General features: G+C 39.0%; 21 protein-coding genes. 13 read left to right on the forward strand and 8 right to left on the reverse strand.

Translation table 11 applies throughout. The annotated features are described in order from the left end of the window. Positions 1 to 68 precede the first annotated feature (68 nt). From panC to GD597_RS20620, 9 genes are all read left to right on the forward strand, one after another. Positions 69 to 917: a pantoate--beta-alanine ligase gene (gene panC / locus GD597_RS20580; protein WP_171609798.1), complete on the forward strand. Its 849-nt coding sequence runs from the start codon at positions 69 to 71 to the stop codon at positions 915 to 917. A gap of 44 nt (positions 918 to 961) precedes the next feature. Continuing rightward, positions 962 to 1,306 (forward strand): aspartate 1-decarboxylase, encoded by a 345-nt coding sequence (panD, locus tag GD597_RS20585; RefSeq protein ID WP_171609799.1) that lies wholly within the window; start codon positions 962 to 964, stop codon positions 1,304 to 1,306. A 48-nt stretch (positions 1,307 to 1,354) separates the two neighbouring features. Next, entirely contained in the window at positions 1,355 to 2,380 is a 1,026-nt protein-coding gene (locus GD597_RS20590; RefSeq protein WP_171609800.1) for a lysylphosphatidylglycerol synthase transmembrane domain-containing protein, read from the forward strand. Beyond that, entirely contained in the window at positions 2,343 to 2,834 is a 492-nt protein-coding gene (gene rfaE2, locus GD597_RS20595; protein ID WP_171609801.1) for a D-glycero-beta-D-manno-heptose 1-phosphate adenylyltransferase, read from the forward strand. Before GD597_RS20590 ends, rfaE2 begins: the two co-directional genes overlap by 38 nt. 315 nt (positions 2,835 to 3,149) lie before the next feature. After that, complete coding sequence (gene ppk1 / locus GD597_RS20600) at positions 3,150 to 5,234, forward strand: polyphosphate kinase 1 (protein WP_235954381.1); 2,085 nt, start codon at positions 3,150 to 3,152, stop codon at positions 5,232 to 5,234. Continuing rightward, on the forward strand, positions 5,215 to 6,105 hold the full coding sequence (locus GD597_RS20605; RefSeq protein WP_171609802.1) for a Ppx/GppA phosphatase family protein: 891 nt from the start codon (positions 5,215 to 5,217) through the stop codon (positions 6,103 to 6,105). Before ppk1 ends, GD597_RS20605 begins: the two co-directional genes overlap by 20 nt. Before the next feature lie 112 nt (positions 6,106 to 6,217). Then, complete coding sequence (gene panB / locus GD597_RS20610) at positions 6,218 to 7,036, forward strand: 3-methyl-2-oxobutanoate hydroxymethyltransferase (RefSeq protein ID WP_171609803.1); 819 nt, start codon at positions 6,218 to 6,220, stop codon at positions 7,034 to 7,036. A gap of 234 nt (positions 7,037 to 7,270) precedes the next feature. Next, positions 7,271 to 8,680 (forward strand): dihydrolipoyl dehydrogenase, encoded by a 1,410-nt coding sequence (lpdA, locus tag GD597_RS20615; RefSeq protein WP_171609804.1) that lies wholly within the window; start codon positions 7,271 to 7,273, stop codon positions 8,678 to 8,680. Positions 8,681 to 8,844: 164 nt separating this feature from the next. After that, complete coding sequence (locus GD597_RS20620) at positions 8,845 to 10,161, forward strand: OmpA family protein (protein ID WP_171609805.1); 1,317 nt, start codon at positions 8,845 to 8,847, stop codon at positions 10,159 to 10,161. A gap of 282 nt (positions 10,162 to 10,443) precedes the next feature. Here GD597_RS20620 and GD597_RS20625 read toward each other — a convergent pair whose 3' ends face one another. Beyond that, positions 10,444 to 11,166: a TrmH family RNA methyltransferase gene (locus GD597_RS20625; protein WP_171609806.1), complete on the reverse strand. Its 723-nt coding sequence runs from the start codon at positions 11,164 to 11,166 to the stop codon at positions 10,444 to 10,446. Between GD597_RS20625 and GD597_RS20630 the strand changes: the two genes are divergently transcribed. Then, the gene (locus GD597_RS20630; RefSeq protein ID WP_171609807.1) at positions 11,144 to 13,591 is read left to right on the forward strand and encodes a BamA/TamA family outer membrane protein; all 2,448 of its coding nucleotides are present in this window, start codon (positions 11,144 to 11,146) and stop codon (positions 13,589 to 13,591) included. The two genes, GD597_RS20625 and GD597_RS20630, sit on opposite strands and share 23 nt — an antisense overlap. On the opposite strand, the gene truB is transcribed toward GD597_RS20630, so the two are convergent. The 4 genes from truB to GD597_RS22125 form a co-directional block, all read right to left on the reverse strand. After that, complete coding sequence (truB, locus tag GD597_RS20635) at positions 13,588 to 14,295, reverse strand: tRNA pseudouridine(55) synthase TruB (protein WP_171609808.1); 708 nt, start codon at positions 14,293 to 14,295, stop codon at positions 13,588 to 13,590. The two genes, GD597_RS20630 and truB, sit on opposite strands and share 4 nt — an antisense overlap. Positions 14,296 to 14,607: 312 nt before the next feature. Then, positions 14,608 to 15,174, reverse strand: coding sequence for a DsbA family protein (locus GD597_RS20640; RefSeq protein ID WP_171609809.1), 567 nt, complete (start codon positions 15,172 to 15,174; stop codon positions 14,608 to 14,610). A 182-nt stretch (positions 15,175 to 15,356) separates the two neighbouring features. Further along, a complete protein-coding gene (gene clpB / locus GD597_RS20645) occupies positions 15,357 to 17,975 on the reverse strand; it encodes an ATP-dependent chaperone ClpB (RefSeq protein WP_171609810.1) in 2,619 nt (872 codons plus the stop codon). 32 nt (positions 17,976 to 18,007) lie between these two features. After that, a complete protein-coding gene (locus GD597_RS22125) occupies positions 18,008 to 18,130 on the reverse strand; it encodes a hypothetical protein (protein WP_262888876.1) in 123 nt (40 codons plus the stop codon). A 252-nt stretch (positions 18,131 to 18,382) separates the two neighbouring features. On the opposite strand from GD597_RS22125, the gene GD597_RS20650 reads away from it, so the two are divergent. Then, positions 18,383 to 19,408, forward strand: coding sequence for a serine hydrolase domain-containing protein (locus GD597_RS20650; protein WP_171609811.1), 1,026 nt, complete (start codon positions 18,383 to 18,385; stop codon positions 19,406 to 19,408). Positions 19,409 to 19,429: 21 nt separating this feature from the next. Next, positions 19,430 to 19,771 carry a hypothetical protein gene (locus tag GD597_RS20655; protein WP_171609812.1) on the forward strand — a complete coding sequence of 114 codons (342 nt, stop codon included), beginning with the start codon at positions 19,430 to 19,432 and terminating at the stop codon, positions 19,769 to 19,771. 9 nt (positions 19,772 to 19,780) lie between these two features. Here GD597_RS20655 and GD597_RS20660 read toward each other — a convergent pair whose 3' ends face one another. From GD597_RS20660 to gatC, 3 genes are all read right to left on the reverse strand, one after another. After that, positions 19,781 to 20,341 (reverse strand): cob(I)yrinic acid a,c-diamide adenosyltransferase, encoded by a 561-nt coding sequence (locus tag GD597_RS20660; RefSeq protein ID WP_171609813.1) that lies wholly within the window; start codon positions 20,339 to 20,341, stop codon positions 19,781 to 19,783. A 284-nt stretch (positions 20,342 to 20,625) separates the two neighbouring features. Beyond that, complete coding sequence (locus tag GD597_RS20665; RefSeq protein ID WP_171609814.1) at positions 20,626 to 21,330, reverse strand: ABC transporter ATP-binding protein; 705 nt, start codon at positions 21,328 to 21,330, stop codon at positions 20,626 to 20,628. 38 nt (positions 21,331 to 21,368) lie between these two features. Then, on the reverse strand, positions 21,369 to 21,659 hold the full coding sequence (gatC, locus tag GD597_RS20670) for an Asp-tRNA(Asn)/Glu-tRNA(Gln) amidotransferase subunit GatC (protein ID WP_171609815.1): 291 nt from the start codon (positions 21,657 to 21,659) through the stop codon (positions 21,369 to 21,371). A 474-nt stretch (positions 21,660 to 22,133) separates the two neighbouring features. Between gatC and GD597_RS20675 the strand changes: the two genes are divergently transcribed. After that, on the forward strand, positions 22,134 to 23,513 hold the full coding sequence (locus GD597_RS20675) for a sigma-54-dependent transcriptional regulator (RefSeq protein WP_171609816.1): 1,380 nt from the start codon (positions 22,134 to 22,136) through the stop codon (positions 23,511 to 23,513). The last annotated feature ends 2 nt before the right edge of the window (positions 23,514 to 23,515 follow it).

Here is a 23,515-nt window from a genome sequence, read left to right on the forward strand (position 1 = left end):
GGCAAAGTTACATAATTGCTTTTAAATGACACAGAAGATACGTTAAACCTAATTTTCAACCGGCCACTATGATTATTATTAAAGAAATCGCTGCCCTGCAAAAAATTCTGCTTTCTTACCTTTCAGGTGAAAAAAGCATCGGATTTGTGCCTACAATGGGGGCTTTACATTCAGGCCATCTGCGTCTGGTAAGTGAAAGTATCCACCAAAATACCTGTACGGTGGTTAGTATTTTTGTTAACCCGGCTCAGTTTAACGATCAAAAAGATTATGAAAAATATCCAAAAACTTTAGAAGCTGATATTTATAAGTTAGAGCAGGCTGGTACCACTATTTTGTTTTTACCAACAGTAGAAGAGATTTACCCAAACGGTTTTGAAACCAACTTACATTATAATTTAGGCAAACTTGATACTCTACTTGAAGGTTTTTATCGCCCCGGGCATTTTCAGGGCGTTTGCCGGGTAGTACATCGTTTATTGGAAATTGTTAAACCACATCACCTTTATATGGGCCAGAAAGATTACCAGCAATGTATGGTAGTACAATGGTTAATAAAGGAATTCCACCTGCCACTGGTTTTACATATTACTCCAACAGAAAGAGCCGCGAACGGACTTGCATTAAGTAGCCGTAATTTAAGGTTATCGGCAAATGGTTTAGAAAAAGCCGTTGCTATTTTTAACGCACTAACCTATATCAAAAAAAATCTTACTACCCTGCCAATCAACACGTTAAAGTCGAATGCGATAAGTAGTTTATTGGAGGCAGGTTTTGATAAAATTGATTATATATCCATATGCCATGCCACAACGCTGAACGAAATAAACAATTACGAAACTAACATTCCAACCGTAATACTTGCCGCTGCTTTCCTTGAGAATGTTAGGCTAATAGACAATATGTTAGTTAACTAATATTTACAATGCTACTTCGCAGGCTTAATTAATTTTACATCATTATGCAAATAGAAATACTTAAATCTAAAGTGCACCGTGCCACCATTACCGAAGCAAACCTGCATTATGTAGGCAGCTTAACATTAGATGAAGACCTGATGGACGCCGCTAATTTTATTGAAAATGAAAAAGTGCAGGTTGTAAATGTAAATAATGGCAGCAGGCTGGAAACTTATTTAATTAAAGGTAAAAGAGGCAGCGGCACCGTTTGCCTAAACGGCCCGGCTGCCCGTAAAGGTGCTGTAGGAGATGTTGTGGTGATAATTTCCTATGCCATTATGGATTTTGAAGAAGCCAAAACATTTAAACCTTCATTGGTTTTCCCTAAAACTGGCAATAAGCTTTAATTGTATTAGATATCACATTGTTAGCTCATTCGGTTTATTAACTTATGTATGAAGACCATCCTTATAAAAACGTTGCAAATACTTTTTGCTTTTGGGCTGGCCGCTTTTATTATCTGGTGGTCTATTCATGAGTTAACGGCACAAGATAAAGCTGATATACAACTGGCTTTTACCAATGCCAACTATATATATGTTATTCCGGTAATAATACTATTATTTATTAGTAATTGCCTTAGGGCCGGTCGTTGGCAACAAATAATAGCACCTTTAGGCGCTAAACCACCTTTTAAAGATTTACTGTTTGGCCTTATGCTGGGCTATGCAGCCAACCAGTTTATACCAAGGGCGGGAGAACTGCTACGCTGCACCGTTATTGCAAAAAAACACCCGGTAACAGTTGCCCAATTAGTGGGTACCGTAATTATAGAAAGAAGTTTAGACCTGTTATGTTTTGCAATTTTGGCAATAATTGTTTTTTTTATTGAGTACACACAAATACATGCATATGCCATAGAAATATTCCAGGGTGTTGCACTTAAATGGCAAAACAATAGTAGTCCACTTGTTATATTGGGTTATTTATGCATTTTTATGCTACTAATTGCTGCTTATCGCTTTTTAAAAAAGCGGTATTCCAAAAAGCAATTTTTTCTTTTTAAAATTTTCCGGGGTATTGCAGAAGGTCTGGCCAGCATAAAACATGTACCTAATAAGCCACTGTTTATAATTCAAACCGTTTTGTTATGGGTGGTATATATTCTGGCTACCTGGCTGGGCTGTTTTGCATTTACTGAAACCGCCCATTTATCCATAGGTACTGCTATGGTATTATTGGTTTCAGGCACGCTGGGTATTATTATTGCGCCAGGTGGTTTGGGTGCTTACCCATATGCTATTCAAAAAACACTGGTATTATATAGTATTACCAAAAATATTGGTTTGGCTTTTGGCTGGCTGCTTTGGATGGTACAATTCTTATTTACAATTACATTTGGTATTATTGCTTTTATAGCATTAAATAGTAAAACCAAAGCCCATGCGCAACACAAACATCATACAGCAAAAAATACTTAGCCTTTCGGCAGCACAGCATTTTGTAGCGGCAGCAAGGGTTACCGGCAAAACCATTGCCTTTACAAATGGCTGCTTTGATATTTTACACGAAGGCCATATATTCTCCCTATCGCAGGCTGCTAAAGAAGCCGATATATTAATTGTAGGCGTAAATGCCGATGCCAGTGTACAAAAACTAAAAGGCCCAGGCCGGCCAGTTAACAACGAACAAACCAGGTCGTTGATTTTAGCTTCCTTGCTGGTGGTAGATGCCGTAATTATTTTTAACGAAGATACCCCGCTGGAACTCATCAACCATTTGCAGCCCGATGTATTGGTAAAGGGCGGCGATTACACACTTGACCAAATTGTTGGGTCAAAAGAAGTAATTGCCAATGGCGGCAGGGTGGTTATAAACCCCATTATTCAGGGCGTTTCTACAACCGGCATTATTCAAAAAATACAGCATTTATAAATACTTTTTATTAACCCGGCTGTATAAACATATGCAGCACCGCTTGCGTCGCACTCTTGTACGCAAGGAATAGGTGGCAGCAAAAAGCAGTTCAAATAATATTTTGTAGATAGTTTTACCAGGCCCTTATTCCATCCAATAACAAGTATAAATTGGCTGGGCAAAGTGTCAAACCCTGCAGTGTGCGACGCAAGTAAAGCCTCATAGCTATCTTATAGCCGGGTACCAAAAACCAGCTTTATTGCAATACCTTTAAACTTAACATGAACGCATCTTTTGCTGGTGTATTTTTGATAAAACAGATTGTTACAACTTATGATGAAGAACCTTATTCCGCGAGATATTAGCTGGCTAAGTTTTAATGGGCGTGTTTTACAGGAAGCCAATGATGCCACTGTACCACTTAAAGAAAGAATTCGTTTTTTAGGCATTTTTAGCAATAATATGGATGAGTTTTTTAGGGTAAGGGTTGCCACACTGCGTCGAATGATTGAATTGGGCGGCAAGAAAGGCAATATGCACCTGGAAGAAAAACCACAACAGATTTTAGACCAGATACAATCCATTGTATTGCAGCAACAGAGTGAGTTTACCCGTATTTGGGAAGGCATTTTACAGGAACTAAAAAAGGAAAAGATTTTTTTAATAGACGAGAAACACCTGAACAAAGAGCAAAAAGCCTATGTAAAAAAATTCTTTGATGAAGAGGTACGTTCCAATATTATTCCGCTAATGATAGAAAGCCTGCAGCAACTACCTTATTTGCGGGAAAAAAGTATTTATCTGGGTGTGGTAATGCATAAAAAAGAATCAGCCTACGATCGTAAATATGCATTAATTGAAATACCGAGCAGAATTGTTGGCCGGTTTGTACAATTACCTGCCTCAAAAGATGGTCATTTTATTATTTTACTGGAGGATGTGATTAGATATAACCTGCCCTATATATTTTCTTATTTTGGCTACGACCATTTTAGTGCCCATGTATTTAAAGTAACCAAAGATGCTGAACTGGATATTGACAATGATATTACCACCTCGTTTGTACAAAAAATTCAGAGTGGTTTAAAAAACCGGCGCAAAGGCAAACCCGTTAGGTTTGTTTACGATAAGGAAATGGATGCCGGCTTGCTGGAATACATGATGAAAAGGTTAAACCTTTCCCGAAAAGATAATATCATTCCCGGCGGAAGAATACATAATTACCGTCATTTCATGGATTTCCCAGATGTGTTTAACAGCAAAAATACGCGCCGTGCCCCTATTACCCATCCTGCACTACAACGCTCTTTAAGGGTTACGGATGTTATTATGGAACAGGATGTGATGCTACATTTTCCTTATCAGTCTTTTAACTCGGTAATAGACCTTTTACGCGAAGCAGCCATAGACCCAAATGTTACTACTATAAAACTTACCGCTTACCGTTTGGCCAGTAATTCCAAAGTAATTAATGCCCTGGTTAATGCCGTACGCAATGGCAAGGAAGTGGTGGTAATGCTGGAACTAAGGGCCCGTTTTGATGAGGAAAATAACCTGGAATGGAAAGAGAAACTGGAGGAGGAAGGCGTAAAGGTATTATTGGGCATTCCAGAAATGAAAGTACATGCCAAATTATGCGTTATCAAAAAACGGATAGGCACTAAAACCATACAATATGGTTTTGTAAGCACTGGCAATCTAAATGAAAAAACTGCCAAAGTATATGGCGACCATTGCCTGCTTACCAGTAACCGCAATATCATGGCAGATATTAACCGCATTTTTAAATACATTGAAGATCCAAAACACAATGCCATTCATTTAAGAGCTTGCAAAACCCTGCTTGTTTGCCCAACAGATATGCGAAAAAAGCTAATGCAGCATATCAATATGGAAATAAAACATGCCAAAGCCCGTAAACCGGCTGCTATAATAGCCAAGGTAAATTCGCTAAGTGATATACCCTTCATAAATAAGCTGTACGAAGCTGCAGAAGCAGGCGTAGAAATAAAATTATTGGTTAGAGGCATTTTTTGCGCCATGATTGAACAAAAGAAATTTAAAGGCAGATTGCAGGCCATTAGCATTGTTGATGAGTATCTGGAACATGCCAGGGTAATGATATTCCACAATAATGGTAAAGAAAAAATGTACATCTCCTCGGCAGATTGGATGGTACGTAATCTGGACCATCGGGTGGAAGCCGCAGTACCTATTACTGATGAAGGTATCAGGCAGGAATTAAAAGAGATTATCCACATTCAGTTAAGAGATAATGTAAAGGCCCGCATATTGGATAATGCCTTATCAAATAACTATGTACCTTCCGCAGGTAAAAAGAAAGTGCGGTCTCAGATAGAAACGTACCATTACTTATTTAATAAAATGCAGAAGGCAGGTGAAGTTAGCAGCAATTGATATTGGCAGTAATGCGGCACGTTTGCTTATTACAGAAGTAGTAGAACAGGATAATGCAAAGCCCGAATTTAACAAACTCAATCTGGTACGTGTACCACTAAGGCTGGGTTTTGATGTATTTGAGAAGGGCGAAATAAGCAAACATAAGCTGGGCATGATTATTCAAACCATGAAAGCCTATGGGCACCTGTTAAATGTATATGGCGTTACCCACCTAAAAGCATGTGCTACAAGTGCCATGCGCGATGCCCGCAACAATGCCGATGTAATTAGAAAAGTAAAACTGGAAACAGGCATTGAAATAAGCATTATCAGCGGCGATGATGAAGCCTCTTATGTATATGAAAACCATATTGCCGAAAACCTGGATAAAGAGCACTCTTACCTTTACATAGATGTTGGCGGCGGCAGTACCGAACTTACTTTTTTTGCTGATGGCAAGCTTAAATATAAAGAGTCTTTCAATATTGGTACCATCCGCTTGCTAAAAGGTATGGTAACCGAGAAGCATTGGGATTTAATGCGGGAGCATATTAAAACAAATACCAAAAGCAAACTACCTTTAATTGCCATTGGATCGGGTGGTAATATCAACAAGGTATTTTCAATAAGCAAAAAGAAAGATGGTAAACCACTACCCCTTGAATTACTGAAAGATTATCATAAAGAATTCTCAAGTGTAACTCTCGAAGAAAGAATACGCATATACAAAATGCGCGAAGACCGCGCAGATGTGTTGGTTCCGGCCCTTCAAATCTATATAAATGTAATGCGCTGGGCAGGTATAGAAATCATTTATGTACCCAAAATAGGTTTGGCCGATGGATTAATTCAAAGCCTCTATCTCGATCTGAAAAAAGCAAAAAAATAGTTATCCGCCCCTAAAAATTACAGAATACTTACCTTGCGCCCTATCTGAATATGTTTTATTCTAACGCAGAACCATATTCAATTTATTGTAAACTCAATTAAATAATATTCAGATGTCTGCTGCAACCAAAGAAGTAAAAAAAATTACCACACTTACTTTAACCAAAATGAAAGCCAATGGGGAAAAAATCTCCATGCTTACAGCCTACGATTATTCTTTTGCCCATATTATAGACGGCGCTGGTATAGATGTAATATTGGTGGGCGATAGCGCCAGCAATGTAATGGCCGGTCACGAAACCACCTTACCCATTACTTTAGACCATATGATTTACCACGCTTCCTCCGTAATCCGAGGCATCAACAGGTGCCTGGTAGTGGTAGATCTACCCTTCGGTTCCTATCAATCCAACTCACAAATAGCTTTAGCCTCTGCAATACGCATCATGAAAGAAACCGGGGCACATGCCGTAAAGCTCGAAGGTGGCGAAGAAGTGCTCGATAGCATTAAAAGTATCGTATCAGCCGGTGTACCCGTAATGGGCCATCTTGGTTTAACCCCCCAAAGCATCTATAAATTTGGCACTTATAATGTACGTGCCAAAGAACAGGAAGAAGCCAGCAAACTTAAAAAAGACGCACTGTTGTTACAACAGGCAGGCTGCTTTGCCATTGTATTGGAAAAAATTCCCGCCCAGCTGGCCAAAGAAGTAAGTGAAAGCCTCTCCATCCCAACAATTGGTATTGGCGCAGGTAAATATTGCGACGGGCAGGTATTGGTTATGCACGATATGCTGGGCATCAATAACACATTTAAGCCACGCTTTTTAAGGCAATATCTTAACCTGCACGAGCAGGTAACCACCGCCGTACAGCAATATGTAACCGATGTAAAAAGTAAGGATTTCCCTAACGATAAAGAACAATATTAAACACCCAATACATTTTTTTTTGGCCATAAGCTGGTATTACTATGTGCCATTACTTGCGTCGCACACTTGTGCCTCCGGTACCATACGCAACAAAAAACAATTCAAAACAATAAACTCATAATATCGCTGGTATAAGTCTCCATATTAAGCATTCCTTTGCTATTTGGCATTTTGAAAGTATTTTCGCAAACTCAAATATGTTTTTGTTCATATAATCTAATTAATCTACAAACTATGGCATACGATATTATTGTACTCGGTAGCGGACCCGGCGGTTATCCTGCCGCCATTCGTGCATCACAATTAGGGCTTTCTGTAGCAATCATAGAAAAAGAAAGTCTGGGTGGTGTTTGCCTTAACTGGGGCTGTATTCCCACAAAAGCCCTGTTAAAAAGTGCACAGGTATACGAATACATGAAACATAGCAGCAGCTATGGTATTACCGCCAACGATATTCAACACGATTTTGGTGCAGTAGTTAAACGTAGCCGTGGCGTTGCTGATAAAATGAGCAAAGGTGTTCAGTTTCTGATGAAAAAAAATAAAATTGATGTAGTAATGGGCTATGGCAAAGTAAAAGCCAAAGGCCAGGTAGAAGTTACAGCTGCAGATGGAACTAAAAAAATAGTAGAAGGTAAATATATCATTATCGCAACTGGTGGCCGTTCACGTGAATTGCCTAATCTTAAACAAGACGGCAAAAAAGTAATTGGCTACCGCGAAGCAATGGTATTACCACAACAACCTAAAAGCATGATAGTGGTAGGTAGTGGTGCTATTGGTACCGAGTTTGCCTACTTCTACAACAGCATGGGTACCAAAGTAACCATAGTTGAGTTCCTGCCACGCATTGTACCTGTTGAAGATGAAGATATTTCTAAAGAACTGGAAAAGCAATATAGAAAGCAAGGCATTGATATTCTTACAAATGCTTCTGTAGAAAGCCTTGATACTGCGGGCGCAGGTGTAAAAGCCCTGGTTAAAAAACAAGACGGAAGTACAGTAACACTGGAAGCTGATATTGTGTTAAGTGCTGTTGGGGTAGTTGCTAATATTGAAAACATAGGTCTTGAAGAAAACGGTATTAAAACTGATCGTGGCCGTGTTATAACTGATAAATATTTCCAAACCAACGTTCCCGGCATTTTTGCCATTGGCGATTGCACGCCTAATCAGGCCCTTGCACATAAAGCCAGCAAAGAAGGTATAAACGCAGCAGAGTATATTGGTTATCTGGAAAAGAAAACCGCCCACCAACCTGAAGCTATTGACTACAGCAATGTTCCTGGCTGTACCTATTGCACCCCTGAAATTGCCAGTGTAGGTATGACTGAGAAAGCCGCCAAAGAGGCAGGTTATGATATTAAAGTAGGTAAGTTTCCATTTATGGCTAGCGGCAAAGCCAGTGCTGCCGGTGCAACCGAAGGTTTTGTAAAAGTAATTTACGATGCCAAATATGGTGAATTTCTTGGCTGCCATATGATTGGTACCAACGTAACAGAAATGATTGCTGAAGCTGTGGTTGCCCGTAAATTAGAAACTACCGCACACGAAATATTAAATGCTATACACCCGCACCCAACTATGAGCGAAGGGTTAAAAGAAGCAACGGCTGCGGCTTATGGCGAAGCAATTGACATCTAAAAAGTACTCGTTTTTAATACATATAAGTTTTTCGAATTTTATTGCCATCCACAATAACTTAGTACATTTGTGGATGGCTTTTTTTGCCAATTTATACATTGCTTGTTAACTGGCACAATTTTTTCAGTAGAAGCCATTCTATTTTCAATCAAAAACAAATGCACATGAAAAAAAGTCTAGCATTATTGCTGTTTACTTTAACAGCCTTTATCGGTTTTGCCCAAAGTCCTGTAAAACCAGCACATCTTGGCTTTAGCTTTGGATTTAATGATTTTGTAACTCCCCAGCAAATTAAAACCACTACTTTCAAACAAACCATTAAAAGTGGCGATTGGGGTAGGGTATCTCAAAGAATGAACGAAGCATTCTCCGTTTATTACTGGAAAGGTTTAACCCAAAATCTGGATGTTTCAGGAACTTATACAGGTTCTTTTATACGTAAGATACCTTCCACTTTCCCAACACCAGCAGCAAATTATTTTCAATCTTTGGATTTATCTTTTCACGCCAAACTATTAAAGGAAACTGCTATAATTAACCCATTTGCCACTTTAGGTATTGGTGTTAACAACTACAAAAAATCATGGAATGCACAAATACCTATGGGTTTTGGTTTGCAAATCAATCCTTTCGACAATCAAGCTTTAATTCTTATTCAGGCTGAGCACAAAGGCCAGATAAACCAAATTCAAACAAATCATCTGTTATATTCTGCAGGTGTTAATATACCATTGAGCAGGCCAAAAGAAGCGGCTAAATTTATCCCTCCCCCCCCACCACCACCAGCTCCAGCTGATACAGATGGCGATGGTGTAATTGACGCAGAAGATGCATGCCCAACAGTTGCTGGCTTACCAGCACTAAAAGGCTGCCCGGATAAAGATGGTGATGCCATTGCAGATAAAGATGATAAATGCCCCGATGTTGCCGGCCTTGCCAAATATGGCGGTTGCCCAATACCTGATACTGATGGCGATGGCATAAATGATGAAATTGACAAATGCCCTAAGGTTGCCGGTTTGGCCAGATATGGCGGCTGCCCAATACCTGATACGGACAATGATGGTGTTAACGATGAAGCTGATAAATGCCCTAACGTTGCCGGACCAGCCGATAACAATGGTTGCCCAAGATTAGAGCAATATAATTTTAATTCTAAAAACGTACAGTTTGCTACAGGTAGCGCTACTTTATTACCAAAAGCTACAGTTGAATTAGACAAACTAGTTACAATTTTAAACGAGCATCCGGAAATTAAAGTTTCAATTGATGGTTATACCGATATTACAGGTAAACCCGCTACCAACCTGGCTTTATCTGAAAAAAGAGCCAATGCTGCCAAAGCCTACCTGGTTAAAAAAGGTATTGCGGATAGCAGACTTTCTGCTGCCGGACATGGTATAGAAAACCCAATTGCCGATAACAAAACTGCCGCAGGGAGGGCTGAAAACAGAAGAGTAGAATTTAAAGCATTGCAATAACCATTGCACTACAAATACAAAAACTGCCCCGCCAAAAGCGGGGTATTTTTTTGTACATACTTTAATTAATAAAGCAGTGCTTTTCTTTTATTGACCGCGCTATTCACAATATTGGAGCTATACTTGCGTCGCACTCTTGTACGCCAGAATAAGATGCAGCTTTTTAAAAAAAGTATTGGCTGTAAAAAGTAGACCCATGTTCCCAAAGCACAAGTGTGCGACGCAAGAGAATTTGCGCAGTGGTATACAGCCGGGCTAACAATATAAAAACACCTGATTATCTTATAATACCCAATGAGATAAAATTATACCCGTGGCCACAGCAGCATTTAAAGACTCTGCCCCACCCACCCGTGGGATAGTTATTGCCTGCTGAATATGGGGCAACAAATAGGGTCTAATACCTTTTGATTCGTTGCCAATAACCAAAACAGCTTCGCTTATTTTACCTGTAGACTGCAGGTTTACACCATTAAGCAAAGCACCGTATACAGGCACGACACAGTGTTGCAACCAATTGTCCGGCGCCGTATACCAGCAGTTAACCCTAATAATACTGCCCATGGTAGATTGTACAACTTTGGAATTATATATATCAACTGTATCGTTACTGGCAATAATTTGGTGTATGCCAAACCAATCTGCAATGCGGATAATAGTACCCATATTACCGGGATCTTGTATACCATCCAGTACAAGGGTGATGGTATTTTTGGCAAGAGGGAGTGCAATATTTTTTCTTTGTTGAACAATAGCCAATACTTTGTTTGGAGTTGCCAGATTGCTGATTTTTTCTAACTCAAATGTTTCAATAATATTGATATTGTTTATGGAGGCATTTTGCGCTTCCCAATCTGCCGTAGCATACAGCTGCTGAATATGGAAATTACTTTGTAATAATTCGTTAACAAGCTTCTCCCCTTCGGCTATAAACAATCCTTCGGCATCTCTTGTTTTTTTGTGGTATAAACTTTGGATATATTTGATTTCATTCTTAGTGATCATACCTATGCGATTTACCTTTTTATTTTTACGAACCCTGTATGTACTATTGGTATTAAGTTGCCTGCTGTTTTCGTGCACGGTTGTAAAAGATTACCCCGTTGGTAAACCTTTTGTATACAACAACATCATCAATATTACCGGCAATTTAGATAAAGATGAGAAGAAAAGATTAACTAATGAACTTTCTACCTACTGGGATGATAGTTTATTTGCCCGCAAAGTGCAGCAATTTGGAGTTAGGTATGTTTTAAAAAAACCACCGGTATTTGATACAGCCAATATTTCGCGTACCAAATTATTTATGACGGGCTATCTTAATACACAAGGCTATTATAATATCAAGTTCCCCGGGCTGGATTCCAGCTATCTCCCTTTTGATACGGTAGACAACCAAATAAGAACTACGATTACCATTAATATAGACCCAGGAAAGAATACTATCATTGATTCTTTATCCTTCCACCTAAATAATGTGTATCTGGATAGCATATCGAATGACTTTAAAAAATATAGTATTATAACACCGGGTAAAACGCCTTTTTCAAAACAGGTAATAGCCAATGAATTGGATAGATTGGTGGCATTATACCGGCAAAAAGGCTATTTTCTTATTAGCCGCGAAAACCTGATAGCCGAAGTTGACACTACAGATTTATCATTACTGGCTATTACATTAGACCCTTTTGAACAAGCCCAAAAAATTGCCCAGGCCGCAGAGAAAAGAAAACAAAACCCAACCAGCATTGTGGATATACAATCCAGAATGGAGGCTGATAGCAGCTTAGCTTTGGCCGATTCTATTTATTTTTTACAATACCATGTTGGCCATATTTATTATTACCCCGAAACAGAACGCTATGGCCTATTGGGCAACCCTGATAGCCTGATTACCCATAGTAACCAGTTAACTCAAACAGACATAGAGAATTACAGTGTTTTATACAAAAAAAAATTGTTTAGAAGTCAGGTGTTATCAGAGCATACATTTCAACCATTTGGCGCATTGTATAATGAAGAAAGTTTTTATAAAACCCTTAATAATTTTAACCAAATGGGCGCATGGGAAAGGGTAGATTATAGAACCATTGTGCACAACGATACGGTTGACTTTCATTATTTTCTTACACCTGCAAAAAAGCAAACCATTAGTTTTAATCTGGAAGCCAGCCGCAATACCGGAGACTTTTTAAGCTCGGGTAATTTAATTGGATTAGCATTAAATACCACCTATATCAACAGAAACGTATGGCATAGGGCCATACAATCTACCACCGCATTAAGCAATGGGGTAGAGTTTAATTTTTCCCAAAACAATTCCTTATTACAAACTATACAAAGTTCATTAACGCATACCTATACTTTCCCCCGGATAATTACCCCATTTAAAATTAAACAAAGCGGTAAAACAGATGCGCTTAAAACCCAATTATCGTTAAGTGCAGCTTATTCTGAAAGAAAAGATTATTTCAGAATAAGATCGTTTGTAACAGGCTGGGGATATTCCTGGCGCAAAAAAAATGTATTATGGCAATACCGCCCATTAAACATTGAACTGTATTCCTTAGATAAATTGCCCTTGCTGGATAGTGCTATTCTGGTTAATCCATTTCTTAAAACATCTTTTAATACTGGTTCAATTGTTAGTCAGCAGTTAAGTTTTAGTTTAACTTATAACGATAAACATAAAAGCAGCAATTCCAATTTGATAAGGGTTTCACTGGAAGAATCCGGCGCACTGCTTGGCAGATTCAGTGCCTTTCGTGATAATATTTACCAATACATAAAACTGGAAGCAGAATACCGCAAATTAATTTCGCGAAAAAAATCAGCCATTGCTTTAAGGGCTATGGGCGGCATTGGGTATAATTATGGCAGTGCCGATAAATTTGGCAATACCCTACCCTTTTATAAACAGTTTATTGCCGGCGGCCCAAACAGCATGCGTGCCTGGGGCTTACGACTGCTGGGCTTGGGCTCTTCGCTGGTGAGTGACACTTCCTCAAGCTTTAGGGATAGATATGGCGATATGCAACTGGAAGCAAATGCTGAATACAGGTTTACCCTGGCACAATTTAGCAGCGTAAAAATTGGGGGTGCCTTATTTACTGATATTGGTAACCTGTGGAATTTACATGAAGATGCGCTGGCGCCGGGCAGTAAATTTTCCTTAGCCAATTTGGGTAAAGACCTCGCCATTGGTGTGGGTACGGGTATAAGATTTGATTTTAGTTATTTTCTTATTCGGGTAGACATGGGCTTTAAGCTAAAAGACCCTGTACGCTCCGCCAATAATGGCTGGTTAAACATTGCAGATTTTACCTGGAAAAACTACGAATACAGTGTAAAAAATCCCACCACAGGCAAATACTCTCCGCCAACACGAAACAATTATGCCATACAATTAGGTATTGGTATGCCTTTCTAAATTGCCGATTTAAGCGCCTGTATCCTTGTTTCAAAACCTTCCAGTGTTTGGGCAGCGGCAATATTAAAATGGCCAATTCGGGTGCGGCAAAGGCTGCTTAAATAGGCGCCTGTGCCTAAAGCATTACCAAAATCAAAAGCAAGGCTGCGTATATAAGTACCTGTTGAGCAAATCACTCTAAAGCCTATAACAGGTAATTCAATGGAAGTAATTTCAAATGCGGCAATGGTTACTGCCCTTGGCTCTGCTACAAAGCTTTCGCCTTTGCGGGCCATTTCGTAAAAGCGTTTACCATCTTTTTTAATGGCAGAATGTGCCGGTGGCACCTGTAAAATATTTCCTATGAACCGTTTAGTGGCAGCTTCAAGATCTTGTTGGGTAATGTGTATAAAAGGTTTAAATGCTTCCGGTTCGCTTTCTAAATCGTAGGTTGGGGTTATAGCACCCAGCGTAAAGTGGCCGGTATACTCTTTTTCCATACCCATGTATTCATTAATTTTTTTGGTAAACTTACCAGTGCAAACAATAAGTAATCCCGTTGCCAGCGGGTCTAAAGTGCCGGCATGCCCTACTTTATTTACACCGGTTAAAATACGCACTTTCTTTACGGCATCAAACGATGTCCAGCGCAGTGGTTTATTTATCAAAACCATTTGCCCTTCCAGATAAGGCTGCATGGCGCTATGAATTGGCTTTTGTTTCATATATAAGGGCGCAAAGTTGCGGTAAAAATCATTAGCCAGCCAACAATTTATCTACTAGGCCAACCTGCATATTTTGTGTGGTATTTTTTGTAGTCAGCTGATGGATTAAGTATTGGGCTTTACTTGCCACGCTCGGTTCAGGGTTCCAGCTTTGTGGCGGCAGGTAGAATACAGGGTATGGTTATTATAAAAACAGTTTGCTGCATAGGGAACCGGGCGTACAAGAGTGCGACGCAAGTGATGCCCAATTAATAGATCTGGGCCGGGCTACAAAAATAAAAGCCCCTTTTTACAGGGGCCTTTATTTATATGTTAGGCTTTTTGTTTGGCTGGTTTTTTCTTAGCCGTTTTAAGCGCTGCATCAATTGATTTGCTTAAGGATTCTACGGTTGTTTCACCCTTATGCAGCTCGCCATTTATAAAAAAGGCGGGAACATCTTTTACACCGCGTTGCAGGCCTTCTTTAATATCGCCCTGCACCTGCCAGCCGTAAATAGCATTTACCAAATCATCAAGAAAATGCTTGTTTTGAATACCTGCTTCTCTTGAATGTAATTTTAAACTGGTAATACCCAGGTTACGGCGGTTAGCAAAAAGCACATTGTGCATTTCCCAAAACATACCAACCTGGCCTGCAGCAACAGATGACTCGGCTGCTTTTAAACTGCGTTGGTGAATAGAGGTTAACGGAAAATGACGAAAATTGAACTTTATATCACCTTCGTACTTAATTAATAATTCTTTTACTACTTCGTTTGCATTTGCGCAAATTTCACTTTCGTACTCACCAAATTCCATCAGGGTTACGGGAGCTTCCGGGTTGCCAACGAACATATCTCTAGGTTCTATGATCTCTACGATCTCTTTCTTAAATGCCATACTTTTTCCTTTTTTACACCTTTGTACTTCTATACCAGTAACCAACTTCGGTTACAATACAGTGGTGAATTTTATTGATTAGTTTCTTTCAAATACACAAGATGTGTAATATGAACAGAGCAATAATAGCGAATATAAATGACCTGACCGCATTTAGCTTTCTGAATGGTGTTTATCTGTTGTTAAATTGCTTCTTTTGTCATTTCAGCGGCTTCGTTTCTAAAAACCACTGTATTATCAAAAACATCTACCAGGATAGTCCCATTTTTATTGATATCGCCTGCCAGGATTTTTTTACTTAACTGATTAATAATTTGCTTTTGAATAAGCCTTTTTAATGGCCTTGCACCAAACTGAGGGTCGTATCCATTCTCTACCAAATAGTCAATTGCATAATCGCTAAAAGTCAGTTTAATACCACTTTCTGCTACCAGATCTTTTAACAGGCTTAGCTGAATGGTAATAATGCCCCTTATTTCTTTACGCATTAATGGGTGGAACATAATAATTTCATCTACCCGGTTTAAAAACTCTGGCCTAACTGTTTGGCGTAATAAAATCATTACATCGGTTTTGGCCTTTTCGGTTACCTCATCAGCATTATCTTCATCCACATTTTCAAAGGCCTCTTGTATAATATGGCTGCCTATATTACTGGTCATAATAATGATAGTATTTTTAAAATTCACTACCCTTCCTTTATTATCGGTTAAGCGGCCATCGTCCAATACCTGCAGCAGAATATTCCACACATCGGGATGCGCTTTTTCAATTTCATCCAATAATACCACACTATATGGTTTACGGCGCACTGCTTCTGTAAGCTGGCCACCTTCGTCGTAACCCACATATCCCGGAGGTGCACCAACCAAACGGCTAACAGTATGTTTTTCCTGGTATTCGCTCATATCTATACGCGTCATCATACTTTCATCATCAAAAAGATAGCCTGCTAATGCCTTGGCCAGTTCTGTTTTACCCACACCGGTGGTACCCAGAAAAATAAAGGAACCAATTGGCTTTTTAGGATCCTGCAATCCGGCACGGCTGCGTCGAATAGCATCTGCCACTGCTGTAATAGCTTCTTCCTGTCCTACCACTTTTTTATGTAATTCATCTTCCAGTTTAAGCAGTTTTTCCCTTTCGCCCTGTAACATTTTGGCTACGGGTATACCAGTTGCTTTGGCAATGCTTTGTGCTATATCTTCTGCATCAACTTCCTCTTTCATCATGCGCTTATCGCTAATATTATCCAGCTCAGCTGTTTGATCACTGATTAGTTTTTCCTGTTCTTTTATTTTACCATAACGTATTTCTGCTACGGCGCCATAATCTCCATTTCTTTCTGCCTGATCGGCCTGCAACTTCAATTGTTCAATATGGGCTTTGGCATTTTGTACCTTTTCAACAATTTCTTTCTCTGCCTGCCATTTAGCTTTATACGTATCGCGTTGTACTGATAAGTTGGCAATTTCTGTATTTAACTCCTTCAATTTTACTGCATCATTTTCTCTTTTAATGGCCTCACGTTCAATTTCCAGCTGCCTTATTTGTCTTTCCAGTTTATCCAGCTCCTCGGGCATAGAATTCATTTCCAGTCTTAACTTGGCGGCACTTTCATCAATAAGGTCAATGGCTTTATCCGGCAAAAAACGATCGGTAATATAGCGGCTGCTTAGTTCTACTGCGGCAATAATGGCATCGTCTTTTATTCTAACATGGTGGTGCGTTTCGTACCTGTCTTTTAAGCCACGCAAAATAGAAATCGCATCTTCAATAGAAGGTTCATCAATCATCACTTTTTGAAAACGGCGTTCCAAAGCTTTATCTTTTTCAAAAAATTTCTGGTATTCGTTTAAAGTTGTTGCACCAATGGCCCTCAGCTCGCCACGGGCCAAAGCGGGTTTTAAAATATTGGCGGCATCCATTGCCCCATCGCCACCACCTGCGCCAACAAGCGTGTGTATTTCGTCGATAAACAATACTATTTCCCCATCGCTGTCGGCCACTTCTTTTACCACACCTTTCAATCTTTCTTCAAATTCACCTTTATATTTGGCACCGGCAATAAGCTGGCCCATATCTAATGCATAGATAATTTTAGATTTCAGGTTTTCGGGAACATCGCCATTTACAATACGCATTGCTAGACCTTCTGCAATGGCAGTTTTACCAACACCTGGTTCGCCTACCAATATAGGGTTGTTTTTTGTACGGCGGGTTAAAATATGCAGTGTTCTGCGAATTTCTTCATCGCGGCCAATTACGGGATCCAGTTTACCATTGCGTGCCATTTCGTTTAAATTTTTGGCATACTTGTTTAAGGTATTAAACTGGGTTTCCTGAGTTTGGCTTTTAACGGTTTCGCCCTTGCGTAATTCTTTGATGGCAGCTACAAGTCCCTTTTCCGTTAATCCGGCATCCTTCAGCATTTTTGCTGTACCGTCATTGCCTTGTACAATAGCCAGCAGTAAATGCTCCGGCGTAATAAATTCATCGCCAAATGTTTTTAAAACTGCGCCTGCCCTTAGCATTACACTATTGGCATCCCGGCCCATAGCCTGGGCAGGTTCGCTGGTGGTTTTTGGCAATTTTTGCAAAGCTTCGGCCAGCTTAGCTTCTACCAGATTAATGGTTACATTATTTTTCTTTAGCAAAAATTCAATTAAAGAATCGTCCTGATGCAATAAAGACTGCAACAGATGTTCTGTTTCTATATTTGGGTTTTGCGCATTAAATGCCAGTTGCTGTGCCTGTTGCACGGTTTCGGCAGCTTTAATGGTGAAATTATTCAGGTTCATATTATTAATTTTTTATAGTTGTTTAATGTGTTTTATAATTGTTTTGGATTGTTTTCAATTAATTCTGTTTGCCCATCTTTCAGCAAAATAGCATCCCACTTGCGTCGCACTCTTGTACTGCAGTTATATTGCAGCAGTAAAAAGCCTGTTTTCATATTCACCACCAGTTTTTTTGGCCCAATAAAGTGCCGAACGTACAAGTGAGTGACACAACGGAAGCTGCATAGTAGTAATTCTGCTGGCTACATACGGCATTGTAAAATTTCCTTTATGAATAGATTTAACTACCGGCAAATACAATGCTGAGAAATGTAAACCGTTTATGAAATAACTTTAAACATTGAGAGCAAATGGCAATCCAAGTAAAGAAAACAGAAATTATGTCGCAAAAAGCAAGCAGATGCTGCATGAAAGTCAGTACAGTATTGGTTTTCCTGTTATTATTACAGGCTGGTAAAGCCCAATACAATTTTAGCGGACTAGATAGTAAGCTGAGCCAGTATCAAAAACAGTTGGGTGGCAATGTGGCTACCCTAATTTATAAGAATGGTGCCATTATATACAATAAAAGCCTTGGCGATTTTACTGCAACAACACCTGCGCCAATAGCCAGTTGCAGCAAATGGTTAACTGCTGCATTGGTTATGCAATTTGTAGATGAGGGCAAACTCTCGTTAGACGATTATGTAAGCAAATACCTGCCCATTTTTAAAGATTATGGCAAGGGGTATATTACCATAAGGCAATGCTTATCGCACACAACCGGTATTGAAGGCGATCCGATAGGGCTGGCTGGCTTTATAAAATTAAGCCGTTATAAATCGTTGGCAGATGAAGTGGACGATTTTGCAGCCAAACATAATATACAGGATAACCCAGGCGTGGCGTTTAGATATAGCACCATTGGATTAAATATTGCGGCCAGGGTATTGGAAGTAATAAGTAAAAGGCCTTTTGATAAGCTGATGCTGGAAAAAATGTTTAGACCGTTAAATATGAAAAACAGCAGTTTTACTACAGAATTTGAAAGGGCAGTTAACCCAAGCGGCGGTTGCAGAAGCACTGCTATGGACTATATGAATTTTTTAAGTATGCTATTAAATAAGGGCATGTTTAATGGTAAAAGAATATTAAGTGAAAATGCAATTAATACCATGCAACAAGCCATCACCAAACCGGCAATGATTAAGTATACGCCCCCTTCAGCAAAAGGGTATGATTATGCTTTAGGGGAGTGGGTATTGGCAACCGATGAAAAAGGAAAAAGCACTATTGTAAGCAGTCCTGGCTTATTTGGCACATGGCCATATATTGATATTGTAAGGGGGTATGCAGCCATATTTTTTGTAAAAAATTTAGAAATTGAGCAAAGGCAGCCAATGTATACTGACCTAAGAAATGAAATTGAGCAACAAATACTGCCACTTAATTAACAGGCCTTAAAAAGCATTTGTATGTACGAGAACAAAAGAGAAAAACTGGCCAGCAAAAGTGTATATTATCAAAGATTGGGTAGCAATTTTATGTATATGCTACTAATCTTGAGCATTTGCCTTGGTATTGGCATACTTGGCTATCATTATACCGCCAATATAGCCTGGCTTGATGCATTACATAATGCATCGATGATTTTAGCAGGAATGGGCCCGGTGGTGGCTATAGAAACTGATGCCGGAAAATGGTTCTCTTCTTTTTATGCCTTATTTAGTGGTGTGGCCTTTATTACCAATATTGGCTTTTTTATGGCCCCGGCGGTGCACCGCTTTTTTCATAAGCTTCATTTGCAGGAGCAATAGTTTTGGCCGTTATACCCGGGGTTTCCAGGGTATTTCGGGTACTTCTAATAAATGGGCTATGTATCTGGACAAAACAAACAAATAATCGCTAAGGCGGTTAAGGTATTTTATAACCAGTGGTTCTACAAATAAATCGTGTTGCTGTATGTTTACACACAAACGTTCGGCCCTTCTGCATACACAGCGTGCTATATGGGCAGTAGATATGGCCTGATGGCCGCCGGGCAATACAAAGAATTTCATGGTAGGCAGCACTTCATTCATGGCATCCATTTCATTTTCCAATAACACTACATCAGCTTCTTTTAAATCGGGGATTTTCATAAGTGGCTCCTTATCAGGATCGCAGGCTAGAGAAGAACCGATGGTAAAAAGCCTGTCCTGAATTTCTTTTAGCATTTGCTTGCTGTGCACATTGGTGAGATAATCGCTTACCAGCCCTATATAAGAATTAAGTTCATCTACCGTGCCATAGGTTTCTATGCGTATATGGTTTTTATGCACTTTGGTACCGCCTATTAAACTGGTTTTACCAGTATCGCCTGTTTTGGTATATATTTTAAATGACATGGTTGTTTTTTTGAGCTGTATTTATTTGCAAATACATTTTGCTGTATTGTTACATTCAAAACACAGAATTGTTTAAAGCTATTTAAGTTTAAGCAGGTATGCTATGTATTTATTGCTGCATATTGCGTTACAGTACAAGTGTGCGACGCAAGTAAAGCCTAATGCTTTGCTGTTGCCGGGTCCCTACTTAGTTTTTCATTTATACAAAAATAACTTACTGGTGGGGCTAAAATAAAAATGGGGAGACTAACATCTCCCCACCTTTTCCACTAATATGTTTTTACCTATGCATGTGCATTGGTAGGTTCTTTTACATTATCGCTTTCAATAACGCCATCTCTTAAACGCACTACCCTTTTGGCATATGCTGCAATATCTTCTTCGTGTGTTACCAGCACCACTGTATTACCAGCGGCCTGTATTTGGCTAAATATTTCCATTACCTCTACTGATGTTTTAGAATCGAGGTTACCTGTTGGTTCATCGGCCAATAAAATGGAGGGATTGTTTACCAGCGCACGGGCAATGGCCACACGTTGTATTTGACCACCACTCATTTCGTTAGGTTTGTGGTGGCTTCTTGATGACAGACCAACTTTTTCTAAAGCTATCATGGCCCTTTCTGTTCTATCTTTTCTATTTACACCTGCATATACCAATGGCAATGCCACATTTTCTGCAGCAGTAAGCCTTGGCAACAAATTAAATTGCTGAAATACAAAGCCTATTTCTTTGTTTCGTACATCGGCCAAATCATCATCTGTCATTTTACTAACATCGTGGCCATTTAAAATATATGTACCGCTGGTGGGCGTATCTAAACAGCCAATCATATTCATGAGTGTACTTTTACCACTACCACTTGGACCCATAAGTGCTACATATTCGTTTCTGAAAATGTCTAGCGATAATCCTTTTAAAACCGTTAATGAGTTACTACCCATGTAGTAAGTTTTTATAATGGTTTCCAGATGTATTACTGATTGCATGAATTAGAATTTTTAGATATGCTTATTTTACGCTGCAGTTATTTTTTTATAACCTTAGGTACTTTAAAAAATGTTTTATCGGTAGCCGGGGCATTAAGCATAGCTTCTTCCCTGGTAATTGAACCTTGCACTATGTCATCCCTAAGCACATTTACTTCGGTACTCATATGTTGCAGCGGTTGTACGCCGGTTGTATCAACTTCACCAAGTTTTTCTACAAATGAGATGATGCTTTGCAAATCCTGCTCCAAAGCATTTTTTTCCTCATCTGTAAAATGAAGCCTTGATAGGTGAGCCAGGTTTTCTACCATGGTTTTGTTTACTTCCATAATAACAAAAATAAATCTTACCTGTTAGAAAGCCCTAAAAAAAGTAACAACGGCAAATACTTTGTATTGTACCATTGTTTTAACTGATGAGCATGAGAATTTGTTATTAGAGGTAATTTTATCCTTAAGGGGCAATAAAGCATTAGTACAAATCCTTGCAGTAGTTGCGGCTATCCGTTACTACTCCGCCACACCCCCTAACCCCCTTACAGGGGGAACCGCCATCGCACATATGCTTCAGCGGGGTATACACTGCTATCCGCCTGCCCATCGGCAACATAATTAATACAAGCAGCAAAAAGTTGGTACAATTACGATGGAATTATAAAGATTGCTTTTTGTTAAAAATTTCATAGGCAATGAAAATTGGGTATGCCTGGTTTTGATAAAGAATAATCAGCAATTGTTTAACTGTTAGCCAAATATGTATGAATAAATATGAATTTTTTAATGTAGGTTTGAAAACCGACTAATATGAAACAGGAAACAATATCCATTTATATTGTAGAAGATGATGCCGTATACAGTGCTGTGCTTGGCCATTTTCTATCATTAAATCCTGATTTTAAAGTAAAAAAATTTTTTACCGCAAAGGAGTTTTTGGCTGCCCTACCTGATAAGCCAGATATTGTTACACTTGACTATACATTACCAGACTCAAACGGAGATCAATTGCTGGCAAAGGTGAAGGAGGTTAGTCCGGCCACCAAAGTAATTATTATATCGGGTCAGGAGGATATTAAAATTGCCATTGACCTTTTTAAAAAAGGTGCAAACGATTATATAGTTAAAGATGCAGATACGCAGGAAAGATTATGGCTTTCTATAAACCAGCTTAGGGAAAATATTGCCTTAAAAAAGGAAGTAGCCAATCTGCAGCAGGAAGTACAAAGCAAATACAATTTTCAAAATGCGATTATTGGAAATAGCTATCCGCTAAAAAGTGTTTTTGCTTTAATGGAAAAGGCGGCTTCTACAAATATTACAGTTTCAATAACAGGCGAAACAGGAACTGGTAAAGACCTGGTAGCAAAAGCTATACATTTTAATAGCGATAAGCGAAAGGCACCTTTTGTTCCTGTAAACGTGGCTGCTATACCAAGAGAGCTTTTAGAGAGTGAGTTGTTTGGGCACGAAAAAGGCGCTTTTACAGGTGCCATTTCAAGGCGCATTGGCAAGTTTGAAGAAGCAAATAACGGCACTTTGTTTCTTGATGAAATTGGCGAAATGGATATTAGCATGCAGGCCAAACTGCTTAGGGTTTTACAGGAACAGGAAATTACCCGTGTAGGTAGTAATGAATTGCTTAAGATTAATGTTCGCATTATTGTTGCTACACACAGGAACTTAATGGACCAGGTAAAAAAAGGAAAATTTAGGGAAGATTTATTTTACCGGTTATTGGGTTTACCTATTCATTTACCTCCATTAAGAGAAAGGGGAAGCGATATTATTTTAATTGCCAAACATTTTATTGACAAGTTTTGTACTGAGAATAATCTAGGCAAAAAAAGCCTGGATATTGCGGCAAAGAAAAAATTGATGTTGTATTCTTTTCCAGGAAATATAAGGGAATTGAAATCAGTTGTGGAACTCGCATCTGTTATGAGTGAGGGTGAAGAAATAAATGAAACCCATATTCAGCTCAACTCGAATATGAATAATGAAATTAATTCGGTTACTGAAACATTAACGTTAAAACAATTTACCTCGCAATTAATACAGCATTACCTGGACACGAATGAATATGATGTACTTAAAGTTGCTGAAATACTTGATGTTGGCAAATCTACCATTTACCGTATGGTTAATAATAATGAATTAAAACTACAAAGGAATACAGATAATAAATAACA

Origin of the sequence: Limnovirga soli, assembly GCF_013106755.1 — a bacterium.
Lineage (GTDB): Bacteria > Bacteroidota > Bacteroidia > Chitinophagales > Chitinophagaceae > Limnovirga > Limnovirga soli.

What these genes read in the sequence shown, in the direction of transcription:
- panC (WP_171609798.1), top strand. Translation starts at nt 69, where the DNA reads ATGATTATTATTAAAGAAATCGCTGCCCTGCAAAAAATTCTGCTTTCT.
- panD (WP_171609799.1), top strand. Translation starts at nt 962, where the DNA reads ATGCAAATAGAAATACTTAAATCTAAAGTGCACCGTGCCACCATTACC.
- GD597_RS20590 (WP_171609800.1), top strand. Translation starts at nt 1,355, where the DNA reads ATGAAGACCATCCTTATAAAAACGTTGCAAATACTTTTTGCTTTTGGG.
- rfaE2 (WP_171609801.1), top strand. Translation starts at nt 2,343, where the DNA reads ATGCGCAACACAAACATCATACAGCAAAAAATACTTAGCCTTTCGGCA.
- ppk1 (WP_235954381.1), top strand. Translation starts at nt 3,150, where the DNA reads ATGATGAAGAACCTTATTCCGCGAGATATTAGCTGGCTAAGTTTTAAT.
- panB (WP_171609803.1), top strand. Translation starts at nt 6,218, where the DNA reads ATGTCTGCTGCAACCAAAGAAGTAAAAAAAATTACCACACTTACTTTA.
- lpdA (WP_171609804.1), top strand. Translation starts at nt 7,271, where the DNA reads ATGGCATACGATATTATTGTACTCGGTAGCGGACCCGGCGGTTATCCT.
- GD597_RS20620 (WP_171609805.1), top strand. Translation starts at nt 8,845, where the DNA reads ATGAAAAAAAGTCTAGCATTATTGCTGTTTACTTTAACAGCCTTTATC.
- GD597_RS20625 (WP_171609806.1), bottom strand. Translation starts at nt 11,166, where the DNA reads ATGATCACTAAGAATGAAATCAAATATATCCAAAGTTTATACCACAAA.
- truB (WP_171609808.1), bottom strand. Translation starts at nt 14,295, where the DNA reads ATGAAACAAAAGCCAATTCATAGCGCCATGCAGCCTTATCTGGAAGGG.
- GD597_RS20640 (WP_171609809.1), bottom strand. Translation starts at nt 15,174, where the DNA reads ATGGCATTTAAGAAAGAGATCGTAGAGATCATAGAACCTAGAGATATG.
- clpB (WP_171609810.1), bottom strand. Translation starts at nt 17,975, where the DNA reads ATGAACCTGAATAATTTCACCATTAAAGCTGCCGAAACCGTGCAACAG.
- GD597_RS22125 (WP_262888876.1), bottom strand. Translation starts at nt 18,130, where the DNA reads ATGAAAACAGGCTTTTTACTGCTGCAATATAACTGCAGTACAAGAGTG.
- GD597_RS20650 (WP_171609811.1), top strand. Translation starts at nt 18,383, where the DNA reads ATGAAAGTCAGTACAGTATTGGTTTTCCTGTTATTATTACAGGCTGGT.
- GD597_RS20655 (WP_171609812.1), top strand. Translation starts at nt 19,430, where the DNA reads ATGTACGAGAACAAAAGAGAAAAACTGGCCAGCAAAAGTGTATATTAT.
- GD597_RS20660 (WP_171609813.1), bottom strand. Translation starts at nt 20,341, where the DNA reads ATGTCATTTAAAATATATACCAAAACAGGCGATACTGGTAAAACCAGT.
- GD597_RS20665 (WP_171609814.1), bottom strand. Translation starts at nt 21,330, where the DNA reads ATGCAATCAGTAATACATCTGGAAACCATTATAAAAACTTACTACATG.
- gatC (WP_171609815.1), bottom strand. Translation starts at nt 21,659, where the DNA reads ATGGAAGTAAACAAAACCATGGTAGAAAACCTGGCTCACCTATCAAGG.
- GD597_RS20675 (WP_171609816.1), top strand. Translation starts at nt 22,134, where the DNA reads ATGAAACAGGAAACAATATCCATTTATATTGTAGAAGATGATGCCGTA.